The 18,874-nt window shown below is 35.7% G+C and carries 20 protein-coding genes; all 20 read right to left on the bottom strand.

The annotated features are described in order from the left end of the window. Positions 1-182: 182 nt before the first annotated feature. Complete coding sequence (gene neuC, locus ACIQ7T_RS18830) at positions 183-1,343, bottom strand: UDP-N-acetylglucosamine 2-epimerase (protein ID WP_402872467.1); 1,161 nt, start codon at positions 1,341-1,343, stop codon at positions 183-185. Continuing rightward, on the bottom strand, positions 1,333-1,977 hold the full coding sequence (locus tag ACIQ7T_RS18825; protein ID WP_402872464.1) for a class I SAM-dependent methyltransferase: 645 nt from the start codon (positions 1,975-1,977) through the stop codon (positions 1,333-1,335). The genes neuC and ACIQ7T_RS18825 overlap by 11 nt, the downstream gene beginning before the upstream one ends. A 12-nt stretch (positions 1,978-1,989) precedes the next feature. Next, positions 1,990-2,691: a WbqC family protein gene (locus ACIQ7T_RS18820; RefSeq protein ID WP_402872461.1), complete on the bottom strand. Its 702-nt coding sequence runs from the start codon at positions 2,689-2,691 to the stop codon at positions 1,990-1,992. Further along, the gene (locus ACIQ7T_RS18815; protein ID WP_402872458.1) at positions 2,678-4,030 is read right to left on the bottom strand and encodes an NAD(P)-binding protein; all 1,353 of its coding nucleotides are present in this window, start codon (positions 4,028-4,030) and stop codon (positions 2,678-2,680) included. Before ACIQ7T_RS18815 ends, ACIQ7T_RS18820 begins: the two co-directional genes overlap by 14 nt. Then, positions 4,027-5,196 (bottom strand): LegC family aminotransferase, encoded by a 1,170-nt coding sequence (locus ACIQ7T_RS18810; RefSeq protein ID WP_402872455.1) that lies wholly within the window; start codon positions 5,194-5,196, stop codon positions 4,027-4,029. The genes ACIQ7T_RS18815 and ACIQ7T_RS18810 overlap by 4 nt, the downstream gene beginning before the upstream one ends. Then, positions 5,193-6,194, bottom strand: a complete 1,002-nt coding sequence (locus tag ACIQ7T_RS18805) for an NAD-dependent 4,6-dehydratase LegB (RefSeq protein WP_402872452.1) — start codon at positions 6,192-6,194, stop codon at positions 5,193-5,195. Before ACIQ7T_RS18805 ends, ACIQ7T_RS18810 begins: the two co-directional genes overlap by 4 nt. 20 nt (positions 6,195-6,214) lie before the next feature. After that, positions 6,215-7,477, bottom strand: coding sequence for a motility associated factor glycosyltransferase family protein (locus ACIQ7T_RS18800; RefSeq protein ID WP_402872449.1), 1,263 nt, complete (start codon positions 7,475-7,477; stop codon positions 6,215-6,217). Next, positions 7,477-7,824 (bottom strand): DUF8042 domain-containing protein, encoded by a 348-nt coding sequence (locus ACIQ7T_RS18795; RefSeq protein WP_402872446.1) that lies wholly within the window; start codon positions 7,822-7,824, stop codon positions 7,477-7,479. Before ACIQ7T_RS18795 ends, ACIQ7T_RS18800 begins: the two co-directional genes overlap by 1 nt. Before the next feature lie 2 nt (positions 7,825-7,826). Beyond that, positions 7,827-9,578, bottom strand: a complete 1,752-nt coding sequence (locus tag ACIQ7T_RS18790; protein ID WP_402872443.1) for a motility associated factor glycosyltransferase family protein — start codon at positions 9,576-9,578, stop codon at positions 7,827-7,829. Between the two features lie 127 nt (positions 9,579-9,705). Continuing rightward, entirely contained in the window at positions 9,706-10,608 is a 903-nt protein-coding gene (hag, locus tag ACIQ7T_RS18785; protein ID WP_402872440.1) for a flagellin Hag, read from the bottom strand. Between the two features lie 299 nt (positions 10,609-10,907). Further along, positions 10,908-11,126, bottom strand: a complete 219-nt coding sequence (gene csrA / locus ACIQ7T_RS18780; RefSeq protein WP_402872437.1) for a carbon storage regulator CsrA — start codon at positions 11,124-11,126, stop codon at positions 10,908-10,910. Further along, positions 11,126-11,569, bottom strand: a complete 444-nt coding sequence (fliW, locus tag ACIQ7T_RS18775; protein ID WP_402872434.1) for a flagellar assembly protein FliW — start codon at positions 11,567-11,569, stop codon at positions 11,126-11,128. Before fliW ends, csrA begins: the two co-directional genes overlap by 1 nt. A gap of 17 nt (positions 11,570-11,586) precedes the next feature. Next, positions 11,587-12,150 (bottom strand): DUF6470 family protein, encoded by a 564-nt coding sequence (locus ACIQ7T_RS18770; protein ID WP_402872431.1) that lies wholly within the window; start codon positions 12,148-12,150, stop codon positions 11,587-11,589. A gap of 166 nt (positions 12,151-12,316) precedes the next feature. Further along, positions 12,317-13,240, bottom strand: coding sequence for a flagellar hook-associated protein FlgL (gene flgL, locus ACIQ7T_RS18765; protein WP_402872428.1), 924 nt, complete (start codon positions 13,238-13,240; stop codon positions 12,317-12,319). 65 nt (positions 13,241-13,305) lie between these two features. Beyond that, positions 13,306-14,880, bottom strand: coding sequence for a flagellar hook-associated protein FlgK (gene flgK, locus ACIQ7T_RS18760; protein WP_402872425.1), 1,575 nt, complete (start codon positions 14,878-14,880; stop codon positions 13,306-13,308). 71 nt (positions 14,881-14,951) lie between these two features. After that, positions 14,952-15,452, bottom strand: a complete 501-nt coding sequence (locus ACIQ7T_RS18755) for a flagellar protein FlgN (RefSeq protein WP_402872422.1) — start codon at positions 15,450-15,452, stop codon at positions 14,952-14,954. Positions 15,453-15,479: 27 nt separating this feature from the next. Then, positions 15,480-15,740 (bottom strand): flagellar biosynthesis anti-sigma factor FlgM, encoded by a 261-nt coding sequence (gene flgM, locus ACIQ7T_RS18750; protein ID WP_370078353.1) that lies wholly within the window; start codon positions 15,738-15,740, stop codon positions 15,480-15,482. Between the two features lie 415 nt (positions 15,741-16,155). Beyond that, the gene (locus ACIQ7T_RS18745) at positions 16,156-16,569 is read right to left on the bottom strand and encodes a TIGR03826 family flagellar region protein (protein WP_402872419.1); all 414 of its coding nucleotides are present in this window, start codon (positions 16,567-16,569) and stop codon (positions 16,156-16,158) included. An 81-nt stretch (positions 16,570-16,650) separates the two neighbouring features. Beyond that, on the bottom strand, positions 16,651-17,241 hold the full coding sequence (locus ACIQ7T_RS18740) for a ComF family protein (RefSeq protein WP_402872416.1): 591 nt from the start codon (positions 17,239-17,241) through the stop codon (positions 16,651-16,653). Next, positions 17,238-18,605 carry an ATP-dependent helicase ComFA gene (locus tag ACIQ7T_RS18735; RefSeq protein ID WP_402872606.1) on the bottom strand — a complete coding sequence of 456 codons (1,368 nt, stop codon included), beginning with the start codon at positions 18,603-18,605 and terminating at the stop codon, positions 17,238-17,240. The genes ACIQ7T_RS18740 and ACIQ7T_RS18735 overlap by 4 nt, the downstream gene beginning before the upstream one ends. Positions 18,606-18,874 lie beyond the last annotated feature (269 nt).

The raw sequence follows: 18,874 nt of genomic DNA, 5'->3' as shown, positions 1-18,874 counted from the left end.
TCATTACCAAAACATGTACTTGACTTAAAAGAAACTCCGCTATATGTAAACGGATCGCGGCGAAACCTGCGGGAAAATCATGTGCCTTGAGACCACGTACTGAGGAGGCTCCAGCCACGCGGGTGGAATACATCCGTCTGTAGTAGAATGAGCTAGCAAGTACAAATTTTGGTAGGCCAAAATTAATAAGTGTTTTTTTTCGCTAAAAGCTGTTCTTTAGATGGTAAATTTCGTAAAATACTAATAGTCTTTTTAGCCATATTACCATCACCATAAATTAACTGTTCTTCTTTGTTATTATTGTTAATTTCGCTATTTAAGAGCACTTTTTCTAGCGATGCTCTTAATTCATCGGAATCAGCTGCTATAAACTGTATGTTATTACCACAAATTCTTCCTTTTTGTCTTTCTCCTACATTAATGGCTGACAATCTTAAATATGGTGCTTCTAAAACCCCTAAAGATGAATTACCTATTAAGAGTTTTGAATGCCTCAATAAATTCACAAATAATTCTCTATCTAAATTTGAATAGTTATATACATTAGAATTTGATGAATATGTCTGGATTACTTCAAGTAAATTTTCATACCCGGGGTCACTATTTGGATTACCTATAAAAATCTTCAAATCTAATTCTAACAGTGTATCTAATATTAATTTAAGATTTTGTGAAGCTTCCGCCATTTCTGAGCTTAGAGGATGATAGATTACAACTGCATAGTCTTCATTGATATTATTACTTATCGCTTTAGCTAATTCTTCTTTTGCTAATACCTTAGTTTCTCTAATTCGGTCAATCCCACCATTTCCAACTACAAAAACACGCCATTCTTCTTCACCCATTTTAAGAAGTCTTTGTTTATGTTCTTCATGCATCACTAAATGTATATGGCTTAATTTTGACGTCGCATGTCTAATTTGTTCATCAACATCACCATGCTCTGGGATAGTATGATCGCCTCCAGCAATATGTATCACAGGAATATCCATATAAGTTGCCGCTAAAGCGCCAATAACTGGTTCCTCTCGATCACCTAAAACTACTAAATAATCAGGTTTGAAGTTTGCCAAAATTTCTGCTAGTGACTGTAATAACACACCTGTTGATTTTGCCTTTGCACTAGCTGTATTAGAGTAAAACAAATTATCAATTTTTCCTACAATTTTAAAACCATCCTTTTCAACTTGCTGAAAAGAATAATTATGTAATGGTGTTAAATGTGCTCCTGATACAACAATACCTAATTCAAAATCCTCACTATTTTTAACTTCTTTTAACAAAGGATATAACAAGTCATACTCGGAACGAATTCCTGTCAGAACTAATAATTTAATTTTCATATGTTACTACCCAATGCCTCGCCACAACTCCGCCCAAATCAAAATAATATTCTCCTATATCTAATACTTTGTTAGGGAAAAATTGCTGAATTTCCTGCTTGTCCACAATTATACAAGTCGCACCTATCTGATTAGGTACTTTAGATACAAAGAGGCAATCTCCTACTTTTTCACTCATAGCATGAGTAATATCATTCACAGCTGTCATTGTTCCTATAAATAGTCCACCAGGCTTTAAAACTCTTGAAATTTCTTTCATTGTTTCTTCAAATGATTGAAAATTATTGTATGCCAAAACTTGCCAGGCTACAACTACATCAAAAAAATTATCTTCATATGGTAGTATGTGATTTTCTATTTTTGTTAATTTAGCATTTAAAGATTTTTCTTTAAGTTTTTGCTCTACTAGGTGAATAGCACTTTCACTCACTTCAGCTCCGTAAACTTCACAACCACTCTCAGCAATATGAATTAAATTTGCCCCTGCCCCAAATCCAAAATCTAAAACTCTTTTCACATCGTTATTTGCATAATATCTATTAAATAAGCGTACTAACATCTCATTTGGATATTTTAAATTGGACAAACCTTTCGAATAAATTTCTTCCCAAATCGCTATATTTTTTTTGTTCATATTAATTTCCCCCTATATTATTTCGTTAAAATATAAATAAATTTCATCTTCTGAACCATTCATTATAAAATCTAAGATTGATAAATCTGCTATAAACGGCTCTACAATTTGTTGATATTCTGGTGATTTTGATTGTAAATATTCTATTTCAATGTTTTTTTCCTTAAATTTAGATTCCTCTAAATAATTTTTACTCCCAAGACCTGATACATATACATCGGCATTTAAAACTTCGCATATCTTCAATACCAAATCACCTTTTTTTTCATTTAAATTTAAACTTGAAGATTTTATAATGGGTGTTTCAATCTTCAAGTTTTTCATAAAGAATTTTATTAAATCAAAATTCAGGTCTCCTAAATTATTATATTCAGAAGTATATATTTCATAAAGCTCATCTCTATATTTAAACCAGTTTTTAGCTTTAGAATAACTCTGTTCAATCGACTTCCAATGTTTTACAAGTGCTTTGTTATCAGTAATATGTTTGGCGCTAATACTTTCCTCCATTTTATGATTCACAGGAACAGTTAACCAATACTCTCCATTTTTACTTCGTAACTTATTTCTATTTTGCACACCGTTTTTTTGAAATTGAACATCATCCAATAAAACAAAGAAATCTGACAGCGCTATTTTTTTGAAATAAGGAGACCAAGGCAAATATTGACTTTGATGGATTGATACTTTACAATTTGCTTTAACCTCTTCCATACATCTCTGTCAACTCCTCGTATGCCTCAATCAAAGTATCCATCATGAAAAATTTCTCACCTTTTGCTTTTCCAAGTAAGATAACATTATTTACTTTACTTAACACTAAATCATTTTGGGTTTTCATTTCCTTGATATATGCTTCTGTTATAATTGGGAATCCATTTTCAATTACCTTATAATCAAAACTTAATATGTTGAAGCTTTCATCTAAAATAGACATTTTAATTAACTCTTGAATAATTTCTTGTTTATTAAATTCCATATCTTTATCTAAGAAAATTTCTACTGTACAATTAAAGATGTTTTTTTCAACTAATGTTTTAGTTAGATTAGGATATAGCGTTATGCGATAGCTTTTCATATTTGGATCTAGACAATATAAATATTGATTTTTTAGTTTGAAATTCCTATCTACCACTACATTACAAATTATAGATTTAAGAAATTCTGGTTTAAATCCTTTAGATTCTCGTACTATATCAAGATGTTTTAATAAAATATAAGGAGCTACACTCCAAATAACTTTTTCTGGATAAATATATTCACCGTTTGATAATTCTATCATTGTGATTTTTTCATCTTCTTGCTTAATCCCATTAATATCACAGTTTGTTTTAATTTCTATACCTAATTCTAAAGCTTGTTTAGTTAATTCTTCCATCCATCTTGTTATGCCTTGATTGTTTTTAGGATAAAACTTTTTATTTGCTGATGCTCCTTGCATATAATCAGGATAAGCAGACTTACTATCAATTGTTGCAGATTTTTTTAATTCTTTAGTAAGATTATAATCTCCAACAATTAATCTACCAATGTCGAACAGCTTAAATGACTTTGTATGAAGACTACATAGTGGCTCTCCAACTATTTTTTTCATTAGTGGTTCATAAATAAGTTCTGTATACCCTTTTCCGTAAACTTTATTTAAATAGCGCTCTAAATTATCTTCTTGATAATCTGTACCTTCTCCGTTAAGAAAATCAATTAAGCCTTCTTGATATTTTTCTTTAGGTAAATTTAATGTATTAGCATACCCACTATTCTCATATATTGAACCTAAAAAAAAATTACCTACATCAAAATTACTAAATATTTCCCATTCTGCTGGATTTACATCTCTAAATAGAATATTATCTATAGTAGGAATTAATGTTTCACATGGAATATGTGTTCCATAATCAAATTTAATACCATCTTCATTAGTAATTGATTTTAATAATCCACCGATTTCTTTATCTTTTTCGAGAATAACCACTTGGTCAAACTCTGGTTTTAAGTATATTGCTGAAAATAACCCAACAATCCCTCCACCTACTACGACTGCACTTTTTTTCATAATTCTGACCCACCTATCCGTTTAAAACAAGAACTTGGAATATTTATAATTCTCTTTTGAATCAACTCTGTATTTACTAATGTTGATTTTGGACAGTTTCGAAATATATTTAATTGATGCATGGGCTTCCAAATTGGCCTGCTCAAAATGTGATTATCATTTAAAAATGTTAATATTTCATCACGTTTATATCGTTCATCAAGAATTATAGTTTGGAGCCAATAATTACTACTGCAGTTAGTAGGCTCTTTAAAAAGCTTAACACCCTCTAATTCTGTAATGAGTTGTCCAATTTTATTAGCTAACTCTCGTTTTTGCTGTAGAAATTCAGGCAGTTTTTCTAATTGAGCACACCCAAGTGCTGCATTAATATTCGGCATACGATAATTGTAGCCAATTTCATCATGCTCATATTCCCAACGATGTGGTACTTTAGCTGTCGTCGTTAAGTGCTTTGCATAATCGGCTAAAGCCTCATCATCTGTCACAATCGCACCGCCGCCGCCAGTTGTTATAATTTTATTACCATTAAAGCTAATCGCACTTACTTTACCGAAACCTCCTGTGTGCTTACCTTTATAATAACTTCCCAAAGATTCTGCAGCATCTTCTACAAGTACTAGATTATAAGTATCACAAAGAGCTACTAATTCATCTAGCTCAACAGGATGTCCAAATGTATGCATTGGTACAAGTGCTTTAATACGGCGACCTGTTTCCTTATTAAATAGCTCTCCATTACGTATTTCAGCCATTCTATTAAGATGGCTCTTTAGCTTAATTGGATCTATACCTAATGTATCCATACTTACATCAATAAAATGCGGAACTGCTCCTAAATAAGTAACGGCATTTGCTGTAGCTACAAAAGTAAGAGAAGGCATTAGTACTTCATCTTCTAGCTCTACCCCCGCTATCTTTAACGCAATATGTAATGCAGCAGTGCCGTTCACGACTGCCACAGCACGCTTCACACCAACAAACTTCGCTAATTCTTCTTCAAAGCGTGTGACATACGCTCCTACCGAAGAAACCCATCCTGTTTTTACACAGTCCGTTACATATTCGATTTCTTTGTCGTTAAATGTTGGTTCATGTAAAGGCACAAAATCTTTTCCATATTGTGCCTTTATATCATTTACAAATTGCACCCATTGCGTATTCATATATTATAAACATCTGCCTTATATTGAGCTGAATTTTTCGGATTAGTGAACCAATCAATTGTTTCTTCTAAGCCACGACGGAAGCCATCTTTACCACCATACTGAGGTTGCCAACCTATCAATTCTTTTGCTTTTTTATTTTCTGCCCATAGACGATTGACTTCGCTTTTTTCTGGACGTAAGCGCTGTTCATCTGTTTCAATCGTTAAGTTCACACCCATAATCTCTGCAATCATTTCTGCCGTTTCACCAATCGATACTTCATAATTAGAGCCTACATTAATAACTTCACCTAATGACTTTTCAGAATTCATGACAGATATAAACCCCCCTACCGTATCCTGCACATAGTTGAAATCACGTGTTGGACTAATAGCACCTAGCTTAATTGTCGTTTGTCCACTCGCTAATTGGCTAATAATTGTCGGAATAACCGCACGCGCTGATTGACGAGGACCATATGTATTAAACGGACGAATCACCGTAACTGGTGTATCGAATGAACGATAAAATGATAATGCCATTTGGTCTGCACCAATTTTAGAGGCTGAATAAGGGGACTGTCCTTGCAATGGATGATCCTCATCAATTGGCACATACTGAGCCGTACCATACACCTCACTTGTCGACGTATGCACCACCTTTTCCACGCCTAATTCACGCGCAGCTTGTACAATATTTAGCGTACCATTTACATTTGTATCAATATAAGTAGACGGTGAATGGTATGAGTAAGGGATAGCAATAAGTGATGCAAGGTGTAGTACGTGTGTACAGCCCTTCATCGCTTCCTTTACCCCAAATGGATCTCGAATATCTCCGGAGAAAATATCCAATGACTTTTTGATTTCTTTTTTCGACTGGTCTAACCATCCCCATGAATTGAATGAGTTATAGTAAACAAATGCACGTACATCGTGACCTTGTCTTACAAGTTCTTCTGTTAAATGGGATCCGATGAATCCGTCAGCGCCCGTTACTAGGATTTTTTTAGTCATGTCTATAACACCTTTTCAAATTATTTACTTGATACGATGCCCTCTAAAATCTCTTTATAATTCATAATCGGGGCATCTGCTAATTGTTTTTTCAGCTCATCAGCACTTAGGTAAGGAACACCTTCTATTTTAGCACCATCCCACGCCGTATTAAATATCTGCATAGATGTATTTGTTGCTTTTTGTTCAAACCAACGACGGAAAACATTAAAATTACTGTATGTATTAATGTAGTCTCCGTTGTTGGAAAGGACTGTCTGAAACTTTATATTTGTTTCAAACATATTAGAGGACGTTGATAAATTCGCATGGGTTTGATTATTTTTAAAGCCTAAATCTTGGCCGAATAAATATACTGTTTTAAAGCCCATGAATTCTAAAAGGGAAAAACCTGTAGTTGCAACCGATCCACCAGTTTCTAATAAAGGAACTGCGTTGGATGCTGCAAATTCTTCAGACAAAGGATAACCCTCTTGAAATAGAATAGCTTTTTTCCCTTTGTGAATGTTCGTCATTCCATGATTTGCCGTAGCCATATAAAATAGTAAACCCTTATACGCAGTATTCTCTAATTGTTCCTGTACAAAGTGTGTCGGGTCTGTAATAATGACGGCATCTGGCACAATGCCTTCTTTTAATAATGTTTTTAGCGCCGATCCAACTGCTAAAACAAAGCAAAAGTCATTTGTTTCTTTCAATGATTTGACCGTTTGATTGAGCGATGGACCTGCTGATACTAAGAAAGATTTTCCACCTTTTGCAATTTCTTCAAATCTTCGCATAAAGAAATGAGAATTCATTAGATTCGCTGAGAAATTTTCATGCATAATCCCGGCGACATTTCGAAAGGACATTTGTCTTATTTTAATATTCTCTAAGGATACAAACAACGGGTGATTTGCACCAATTGCCTTTAACCACTGTAATGGAATAATCAGCTGTGTTTCATCCAATGAAATATTCGTTAAATGGACCTTACTATCAATAATGCAGATTCGCTTATCGTCTAAAATATGTGCAGCACCATACACTTTACATAGTTCTAGTTCTTTCTTATCCGCAAGCACAATGTATATAGTAGAAGTTGGACTACTATTTAGAAGAGCCTCGGCATGATAACCAAGGCCTAGTCCAAATAAAATATATTGTTTATACTGAGTGATTAACTCTTTTTCAATAAATTTCTCTACATCTTGCTTTGGTCGATATTTACTATAAAGATAAATATCATTCAATTGAAGCGTATATGAGCCATCTTTTGCATGTTCTACAAGCCAGTCCATTAATTTGATTGTACCTCAATTAATGCTGCTTCTTCAAAGAAAGGGGCAATTTCATACTCAAACATATCTGCTACCAATACGTAATCCTGCATCTCAAGACCCGCATTGATTTCCTGTAAAAACTCTTGAATTTTCGCAATTTGTACAGCTACTTTTACATCATTTGCTTCGAAGAGTTCACTCGCCTCTACAAGCCATGACATCCCTTCTGAAAACTCTAAAATCATTTTTAAAGCATTGGCTATTTGATCACTTCTTAAATTTCCAGCGATTTCTTGACTCCCATTTGCTACTCTTGGTAAATATTCGTTAAAACTTTGAATCGTATCCATTAAAATTTCTGTCATTGTTATTCCTCGCTTTTTATTATTTTTTCATTATCAATTCGTTCGATTGTATTTTCGGTATATGATTTAGACTTTCTTGTTGCATCTAAAAGCTTTGCATACAGAGTCTTTGTTTGATTATATACTCTAGTATACTTTTCAGTAGTTGTTTCATTTTCTTTCTCTAAGAAACCTTTTAACACTCTTAAGGTAATTGGGACTACAATGAAATCCATTTGCACCTTTGAATATAGTTCAGCAACTTCCTTATCCACTTTATCCAATTTTTTTAACGTCTTATTATTAAAAGTTGTATTAGATCTATTGCTTTCCAATGTGTTTAAGCCTTTTATTAAATGCTTGATTATTTGATCGTACTCTTTTAACTCACCTTCTAGTATCTCTTTTAAATTCTTCCATTCATCTTGTGCAACTATATAGGTTTGATTTTCAATCCCTATTTCTTTATTTGGACGTTCTTTTTGAATATATTGTTCAAAAAAATCATTAAAAGTTTTTTGTTTAAAGCCATTTAACCTTGCTCCGCCTTCAGTACAATTGAAAATAATATTATTAGAAGGATAATTTTCAATCATTTGCTCAAATGTCAATTTCATAGAATAGAGCGAGGTACTTGTCCAAACATCCTCGCCATCAAAACCTTCTACTGCAAACATATTGTCACTAACCCTCCAGCTTTCTTCAATGCGCTTAGTTTGTTTATTATTAGCTGCGTGCGTTTGGTTATCTGTGTATGCCAAATCTTGTCCAATTAACGCTATTGGACCACTAGATATATATTGAGCAATGGAAAAAGCGTACTGTGCGACACTTCCTCCCCCCACAATCTTAGGTAAATTAACATCTAATTTGTTGTTTAAATAGTTATAAATTGAGTCATCTGAAATAGCTGTAAACGCATAACCCAAATTATTAAATTGCGTTCTGATTTTTGGATTACTAAAAATCGTATACATCAGTTTAGTTTTCTGTAAATTTAAATCTTTAAATTGATTATAACTTGCCTCTGTACCGTCAATAGAAGCTACATAGTCAGGTTCTATTCCAAACGCTAATAAAGAATTAATTGTAGAACCTGCCGCTATAATAATAACATTATCTTGAATTTCTTTTAATAATGGTAATTGTTTTGTAAGAGAAGGTCCACCTGAGGCAATAATTACTGGACAAGAATATATTTGTTGTAATTTATTTAAATTTCTATCTTCAAATATAGATATAAGATTTTCACTAAGGTTTTTCTGCCACAATTCTGAATCTCTATATATCGTATTTTCACTAACCATGTTTTTTTGTTGTATATCTTTTACTGTTTTTAAGACTTGCAAATACATTTCTGGAAATAATTTATCATAATTTGGTGCGCATATAATTTTAAAGTTTTTTTGTAACTCTAATCCTTTGATAGTATCGATTATATACTCTAACTTATTAACCGATTTGCTATTGTATAAGAATTTATCAAACTCATTGTCTTTATGTCTAGCTTGAACTTCTAAATGTGAATCATCAAATAAGGGATCAATGACGATTAATGGTTCACCAAATTTCAATTGTTCCTTTAGGCTATCTACTAAATAGCCTAAACCATAGCCAAATAAAATATGCACATGATGTGACTCATAGTGAGTCTCTGCAAATTTCTGCGCTTCTATTATAGGATTGTATTTACTATGAATAAAGTAGTCATTAACTTTCAATGTCATATTCCCTGTTTTCGTTTCGATGGTTTCAATAATAAATTGATTCTTCATAATTACACCTCTAGCTTTATATCGACTTGAATCGTAAATAATCAATAACTAATATATCATTTCAAGCATTTCTTTCATCAAAAAAAACCCTATTTCTCAAATGAGAAATAGGGCTTAAGGCTATCAATTATTGTAATAATTGAAGAACGCCTTGTGGTTGTTGGTTAGCTTGCGCAAGCATTGATTGTGCAGCTTGCGTTAAGATGTTGTTCTTCGTAAAGTTCATCATCTCTTTTGCCATGTCAGTGTCACGAATACGTGATTCTGCAGCTGTTAAGTTTTCAGAAGTCGTACCTAAGTTGTTGATTGTATGCTCTAAACGGTTTTGTACCGCACCTAGAGACGCACGTGTTTCAGATACTTTTGTTAATGCTTTATCAATAATTGAGATTGAGTTATCAGCACTTGCTTGAGTTGTGATGTTGATTCCAGCACCTTTACTTGCATTAGCTGCTAACTCAGCTGCACTAGTTGTAAGCGCATTAACACCTAGTGAAGTTGCACCCATGTTACCAATACTTAGATTGATACTTTGACCTGAGTTTGCACCAATATGGAATACTTTACCGCCATCTGCTGTAGCTGATCCAGCATTTTCAATTGCTGCTCCAAAAGAACCATTTAATAACTTTTGAGTATTGAACTCAGTATCAGTAGAAATACGAGTGATTTCTTTTGATAAAGATTCAATTTCTAATTGAAGTGCTTTACGGTCACCAGTTACGTTTGTATCATTTGAAGATTGTACTGCTAGTTCACGCATACGTTGTAGGATTGCGTGTGTTTCGTTAAGAGCACCCTCAGCCGTTTGGATTAACGATACTGAATCTTGAGCATTTTTAGTTGCCATGTCAAGACCACGAATTTGTCCGCGCATTTTTTCTGAGATTGCTAAACCAGCAGCGTCATCGCCAGCACGGTTGATTTTGTAACCTGAAGATAATTTCTCAAGGTTTTTCGCAGATTGTGCGTTGTTGAAGCCAAGGTTACGATGTGTGTTTAAAGCTGAAATGTTATGTTGAATTCTCATGTGGAATTCCTCCTTGAATGTTTTTTGTCATCCCACATCCTTGTGGAATGCTGTGGGCTTTGGTCGTATTATGTACTCCCACTGCCTTACACTATCTATATCGTTCCTTTATTGAAATGTTTAATAGTTTTTAGCTAAATTTTATTTATTTTCAAGAAAAATTTTATTTACTATATTTTAAACTAATCCTTCCATCAAAAAAATTAATTTCTAATTCTTATCTTCTAGGAGCTCTTGAAAAATAAATCTTTAAAGACAAAAAACGCCTATTACTCAAAAGAGATCATAGGCTCAGATTATTATTTTTTCTTTAATTGTTCTAATAAGTTTGACGTTACGTTTAATGCTTCCTTGTTTTGTGCTTGTATCGCCTCGAACACTTCTGAACGATGAACCGTTACTGATTTTGGAGCCACAATACCTAACTTCACTTGGTCACCATCAACGGATAGAATTTTCACTTCTATATGGTCACCTATCATAATAGATTCATTCTTTTTCCTTGAAAGTACGAGCATTATTTAACACTTCCTTCAAGGGCACTCAGCGAAAAGCGTAACGGATAAGCCTTACTGTCACTTAACACAATCTGTTTACCCACTTTTTCCTTCATATTGATGACAACTGGTGCAAGTAGATTCATTGTAGATTCACTTAACTTTTCTTTTAATGTCACGATTGAATATGTAACAAGGTCCTCTTCACGTTCTACAGCGAGAACTCCGCTATCTTCCATTGAAAGATCAAATGCATAATCAGGTTTGAAAACAAATGGGTAAGCGACAATGAAACCGAGTTCAGGATTTTCAGTACCTTGTAATAGTGCAAGCGGTAAGTCCTGATCAAGTGGTAATAACACGAATTTAGTAACATCCGGAAAACCTGGAATACCTTCCGGAAATGTTATAACATCTTCGTTCGTTATCTCTACTTCTCCTAAAAATTTGGTTGCTATTTTCATATTGTTATTGTGCTCCTTTATACAATTACGTCAGTTTGAACAGATGGTCTTTGTACCATTGTACCAGTTACTTTTCCAGGTGTGTATTCATGAATTGGTTTGTTCACTTTTGCGTCGATTTTTGGTTCTCTTCTTTGAATATTAATATCAGTTGTACCTGGTGTATAATCAATTTTGACTGAGCCAATTGATGGCACAAATTTAATGTTAAATTGTACGCGATGGGGACCATGATTTTGTTTCGCGATATTTTGGATAGTTGCACGTCCTTGGTCTTTACCGGCACTTTCCATCATTTGACGTCCCTCTCTTGCTCTACGCGCCATCCCTTGTAGAACCTCTTGTTTACCTTTTTGTGCATAATTAGCACTTGATTCAAGTGGACCTATTAAACCTAAGTCCCGTCTTGCTTGTGAAGAATCCATACGAAGTGCACCACGCGTTGTATTAATTTCGAGAATTGCAGCTGGCTGTTCGATATGTTGTGTTGCTCTCGGTTGTTTAATGTACTGCTTCGGTTTGGAAATATCAAGATCAATTTGCGCATCGGTCGTACGAATTTGAATTTGCGGGAGTCTCATTTACTCCTCTCCTTTCAAGAAAAGCGTCTGAACAAAATGTCCAAACGCTTTTGAATAATTATCTGATAAAGTCAACTAATGCTCGCTACTGCCCTTAACGCATTCGTCGTAGGATAGATTAATATTTCTCTTGCTAATTTCTTCATATAAATTAAATAAGTCCTCTTTATCTAATAAAATCTACTAATGTTTGTTGAATAATTTTAGCACCCACCGATAATGCAGCCTGATGAATTGATTCATTTGTGACCATTTCAGTAATAGCTTTTGAATAATCAACAGACTCGTTATCTCTTAGTTGCTTCGTTACATTGACCTCACGTATACCAAGACGATTTTCCATCATCTCTACACGATTTTGACGTGCACCGATATCAGCCTGTGCTTCAAGAATTTTATTATGCATTGTTGTGATATCATCATTTGTACTCGATGATGAAACACCTCCAAGCATATCTCCAAGTTCTTCACCATTTTTTGATGGATCCCCCAGTAAATCAGAAATTTTCCCCATCATATCATTAATATTTTCAAATAAATCTTTACCTGGTGTATTTACCTGAATCTGAATACCATCATAAATTTCTATATTTACACCTTTATCTGCAGCGTTCAGGTTTGGATTAATTTCCTTTCCACCACCCGCTACTGGTGTAAATAATGGCTGATTTGTATTTGTTCCACTGAATATGTAGCTACCATCAATATTCGTATTACCCACATCCTGAATTTGCTGACGAATTTGATCAATTTCTTTTTTTATTTTGTCGCGATCCTCAGGCGTGTTTGTACCATTGGCAGCTTGAATAACAAGCTCACGGACACGCTTCATTTGTTCGCCAACCTGGTTAAGAGATTCATCTGAAGAATCTAACCAGCTATTTGCTGTAATCATATTGCGAGTGTATTGTTCTACTTTTGCTAAATCGCGGCGGTAGCCCATGCCTTTTACTGCGATGACAGGGTCGTCAGATGGTCGAGTAATTTTTGAGCCAGAGGTAAGTTGATCCTGAAGTTTAGACATTTTGCCATAGCTATTATTTAAATTTCTAAGCATGTTACCTGATAACATTGATTGTGTTACGCGCATTTTGTAAAAACTCCCTTCTTGTAAGTCGGAGAGTTATTCTCCATAAATTGCTTAATATTTTTTTCCTATAGACCAACTCGGCCCATTCCGTTAATAATTTTGTCCAATGTTTCATCAACTACGGTAATCATACGTGCATTTGCATTATACGCTTGCTGAAAGGTAATCATATTTGTCATCTCTTCGTCCAATGAAACAGAGCTTACGGCATCACGGCTATTTGACACCATCAGACGTTGAGATTCAGATGTTGCAGCTAGACGAATTGCTTCCTCACCGTCTACACCAACTTTTCCGACGATTCCTTGGTAAAATGATTGCATAGTCGCATTTCCAATTGATGCATATAATTTATGTTGCATATTCGCAAGCTCATATGCATGCTTACCGTCCCCTTCTTCGGTTTGCTCTGAAGATGCAGCTATAAGGTTTGGGTTTTCTTTAATTTCTTCATTAAGTTTAATACCACCTGCACCAGTACCTACAAAGAACGCTCCTCCTTTAGAAGAAGTATTTGAACCTTTTTCTTCTAATGTATAGCCTTTGGCATGCAGGTCGTTAAATTCTTTAATAAAAGCATTGGCTAACTGGTCTATTTTTTCTAATGTCTCAGGATAGTAGCCCTTAACACCACTTGCACTCTGATAGCCGTAGGAATTAATTAGGGATAGCAATTTTCCTTTTGAAGCTTCAAAGTCCTTTTGTTCAATCGTAGTTTGTGAGCTACTCACAGTCCCCGCTTCATGAGCATCTAAAGATTCAATCCCTGTTAGCTGCAATTCAGAGAATACATTTGTAATGTCATCTCCTGTCACCTTACTACCTTTAGTTCCCATTGCAGTGAATTGAGCAAAATCTTTTCCATCTACTAAATCTCTGACAACACCATCAGCGCCCTTATATGTAATTTTTAAACTACCTTCAGCAACTTCAGATGCAAGACCACCTGAAGGAATACGCTCGATAGACACCGGGATATATTCATTTAGCTTATCGACTAAAACATCACGCACATCGTACAAGTCATTCGGTACATGCCCGCTTGGTTCAACCTCTGTAATTTGTTTATTAACTGCCGCAATTTGCTTTATAATCGTGTTAATTTGCGTAGTAGATACATCAAGTTCGTTCCCAAGATTACCTTGAATCATTTTTAATTGTTTATCAAGATAGTTAAAGGATTCTGCTAAGTGCTCTGCACGGCCAATGGCAACCTTACGTGATGCCGCATCTGTTGGCTTGTTCCCAACATCTTGAAGCCCTTTCCAGAACTGTTCAAATGCCTTATCCAAACCAAATTCAGAAGGTTCATTAACAATATCTTCCATTTGAGAGATGGCCTTTGTTCTGGAATCCCAATAGCCAAGTTTATTTGTTTCTTGGCGATATTGTCGATCAATAAATTCATCACGAATACGTTGAATTGATCCAGCTTCAACCCCAGTTCCAAGATGCCCTGGATAGACAGGCTGATTTAAGCCTGCTGTTGGAAAACCAGGAGTCGCTTGCATATTTACCCGTTGGCGAGAGTAACCTAATGTATTGGCATTGGAAATATTATGTCCAGTTGTGTATAAAGCTGTTTGTTGTGTAAATAAACCTCGTTTACTTGCTTCTAAGCCCATAAATGTTGAGCGCATTTTTTTTCCTCCTTTTTATTTACGTTTATAATTCCAAGCACAAGCAAAATTTCTTGCATGGGCGCAAGAAGCTATGCTTGAGAATCAAAAAATGATTTTTTAGCAACCTTATTCGTTCCGCGTATCTCATTACCAGAGTAGTTCATTTGCTCGGTCTGAGGTCGTAAGGAACCCAATGTCAGATTGACAAATTGTAGTGATTGGAACACGAGTTTTTGATTTAAATCGTTTTGGTTTTTTAAGTCGTTGATGATCTGCAATAATCGATTGCGCACTGCTGAGAGCGTGTCTTTTTCAGTCTGTTGTTCAGCAGCCTCGATGACATCAGCGACAGTTGCTTTGTCAGTTGAAGCAAGTCCTTTTGCTTCAAGGTAGTCCGTTACCTGTTTCTGACGCTGTTGCTCGAGCTTATCGATGGCCGCTATATGCGCCTGCTCATCCTTGAGCATTTGGTCCAGTGCTTCGATATTCCCAGCAGTAATGATTTCAGTTTTTTTAATGGCTAGTTCAAGTAAGCTTTTATGCATTCTTTCTAACTTTGTTAATGTAGAACAGATCGCTTCTGTAGACATTTTGCTAAGCACCCTTTCTGATATTCCTTAGAAACGATAATATTTCAGCATATCTTCTGCAACTTTGCGAGCGTCCACTTTGTATTCACCTGAATTGATATCTTTTTTTAGTTGTTGTACGCGTTCTGCACGCTCTGTGCTGTATGTTGAAACTCCTTGCATCTCCTGTGCAGTTTTTGAAATTTCGATTTTATCTGCAAAAGATGCCTTATTAGCGCTTGATTTTACATCGCGCACCTGATTTTTATAGGCGTTCACTGCATTAATCCCATAAGATGTAATTTTCATTTAATAACCCCCTATCTAAAAAGCTTATCTTCCTATTATTTCGGATTGTCTCACATAATGTTAAGTTTTCAAATATAAAAAAGTGTGCTAATTTTATTTAAAATTAACACACTTTAGGCTTAGCAATTATGCCTCGGCATAATTGTTGCTGTCGCTTCGCTTTCGCGCAGATAAACAATGCGTCCGGAATCGGCTTTGTACTTAGGCCTGCGTGATGCAGGTCAGTTAGCCGTTATCGCATGGATGCGATGATTTTAGGCTAACATCCTAAATTGAACTCCTTTCCGATTCCGTGACATCCGCCGGAGGATTTGGGCCAACGTGATGTTGGTCACTCAGCCGTTGCCACAGGACGTGGCGTTCTTAGACTGAGTTCCTCTATTTCAGCGGGTGTTTGGACACTCGCTGAAATAAGTTAGCGTTTTCGTTCTGCGTGGTATGTTACACGATCACGTTCTGCAACACTCTCACGGAACTCCTTCGCCGCTTCAAATGTACGTAGCTCCGACTTTAATTCATCCTGACATTTTGTACATAGCTTGCCTTTTGTCGTTAGATGACCACAGTTATCACATGGATAACCTAGATTAGGGAACATCGCAGTCTGTAAGCGCCCCTTGCGTACCCATTTATACAATAACTCCTCTTCAGCTCCAGTTGCTTCAACAATACGTTCTACTGTCGCAGCACGGTTTTCACGTTTACGCAAAAAGCGATAAACGATTTGATATAAGTCCTCTTCAGATTGAGCACACTTATGACATACTTCTCTGACCCCTATATAATTAAAAAACTCATTACATTTCGGACAATTACGAACCTCTGCCATCACTCTTCCTCCTCTTACATATAACTGCTAGATACGAATCTTATTTACTCGTAATCTATTATACACAATGCATTAGCATTTTCATCCATTAATTAGTGTGAAGCTTTTGATATTTCTAGCACCCGCATTCATTAAAATCTCGGTGGCATGCTGTAAAGTAGTTCCTGTCGTTTTTATATCGTCAAAAAGAAGATATTCTTTATGTTCTACATGTGCTCCAGCCATCAAATGGAACAGAGAAGCTGCATGGATACGCTGCTCTCTATTTTTAGAGCTTTGCGTTTCTGTCGTTGTCTTTTCTAAAAGTTGCATAAAAGGAATAGTAGCAGCCTTTAATAGCTCTTCCGTATGCGAAAAGGTACGCTCCCTTTGTTTAGTAGGATGCATTGGGATCGGTATAATGGTTGCTTTTTCATGTTTGAAGCGTGCATGTAGCTCCTGCCGAAATACTTTAGCAAGTGCGACATCCTGAAGAAATTTATATTGATGTAAATAATCTTTCATCGCATCGTTATATTGGTAAAGTGCTGTTGCTGTTGAGGAATATTCAAATCGAGCTGAGCACCTATCACAGATGGTTGGTTGAAATTGTTTTGTTAAAAGTAGTTTCCATGAGATTGCTGATTGCAAAGGCTGTGAGCATAATAAGCAAAGTGTTTCAATTTTATTCATTGTGAAAATCCTTTCTTATTATAATAAAGAATTTTGGTACGCGCATCATCCATTTCAATCGTAATACCATGATGAAAAAATACAACGTCTCCATCTGCAAAATCAGCATTTCGTCCAACTCGACCGGCGATTTGTATAAGTGCACTTGAAGTAAAAATGGTTGATTCTGCCCCAATAACTGCAACCTGTACGTTTTTTATCGTAATTCCTCTTTCTAATATGGTGGTTGTCAGTAAACCTGGAACTTCTTCATGGCGTAGTTTAAGCACTTTTTCTTTACGATCGGGATCTTCAGCGTGCACCGCCATGATGCTTCCATCTAATAACTGAAAAAGAGGCGTAGCTATTTTCATTAACTCTACTGTCGGGAAAAATAATAGAAAAGGCTCTTTTCGTACAAGGCGTTCCTCTGTCCATTGCTTTAGCTTTCGCGGGATCTTTCCCCGTTTTATGCTTTTTTCATAGCTCCATAGAGAATGAAATCGAGGGACCGGTAATGGACGGTTATGATAGCGCTTTGGGATAAATGAATAGCTTTCATTTTGGTACTGAGTCAGTAATTTATGCGAAGGTGTTGCTGTGACCAACATTATTGGTGCGTTTGCCGTTTTTGCCTTTTGCACAGCGCTTTGTAAGGTTTCATCAAATGTATAGGGAAATGCATCAGCTTCATCAACAATCATGACGTCAAACGCCCGCTCAAACCGATACAGTTGATGAGTTGTCGCCAACACAAGTTGGGCATAACCAACCTGTTTTGGTGAACCACCATATAAAGCATGGATCATCGTTTGCGGGAAAACTGTTTGAAAGCGAGGATATAACTCTAGCACTACATCTGTACGTGGAGTAGCGATACATACCCGTAAGCCCTGCTCTAACGCATAATGTACAGTCGGGAAAAGTAGCTCTGTTTTTCCTGCCCCACATACTGCATGAATAAGGTGGGAACGTTGTGCTTTAACACTTTCTAGCATTTCATTTGCCGCCTGCTGTTGAAGCACTGTAAATTGCCCCGTCCAATTGAGTGAATGCTTTCCTGTCCTAATTGCGCGAGGACCTGTCCAAATCATTAATTGCGTACAACTGCTCACTCTGCCCATATTCAGACAATGTCTACAATATACACATTGCTGCTGGCACTTTGAACAAGCAAACGTTGTAAATTGCTGAGGATGCTCATTATGGCAACGATTGCATTTTAGATGTGGCTCTTTTTGAATCCCTTCTATTATATGGAAGTATTGAAGATTGATTGATTTCTCGATATCTTCCTTAGAAAATGGGGCATGCTCCTTTAACCAAATACGTCCTTCATGAAAATCTCGTAATGAAGGTGGCAACAACCAACCTTTGTATGTCATTGCTTTGCTCCTTTCATGTGACTGATTTTTATCAGCGATTTTCGTGAGTTTATCAGCGATTTCTGATCTTTTATCAGCGATGTTCGCGGGTTTATCAGCGATCCTCTTACTTTTATCAGCGATGTTCACTGGTTTATCGGCGATTCTCTTACTTTTATCAGCGATGTTCACTGGTTTATCGGCGATTCTCTTACTTTTATCAGCGATGTTCACTGGTTTATCGGCGATTCTCTTACTTTTATCAGCGATGTTCACTGGTTTATCGGCAT

The sequence above is a fragment of the Lysinibacillus sp. NPDC096212 genome, assembly GCF_044763105.1.
Lineage (GTDB): Bacteria > Bacillota > Bacilli > Bacillales_A > Planococcaceae > Lysinibacillus.
Note: the sequence above shows the minus strand (reverse complement) of the source record. Positions and strands in the feature narration are given on the sequence as shown.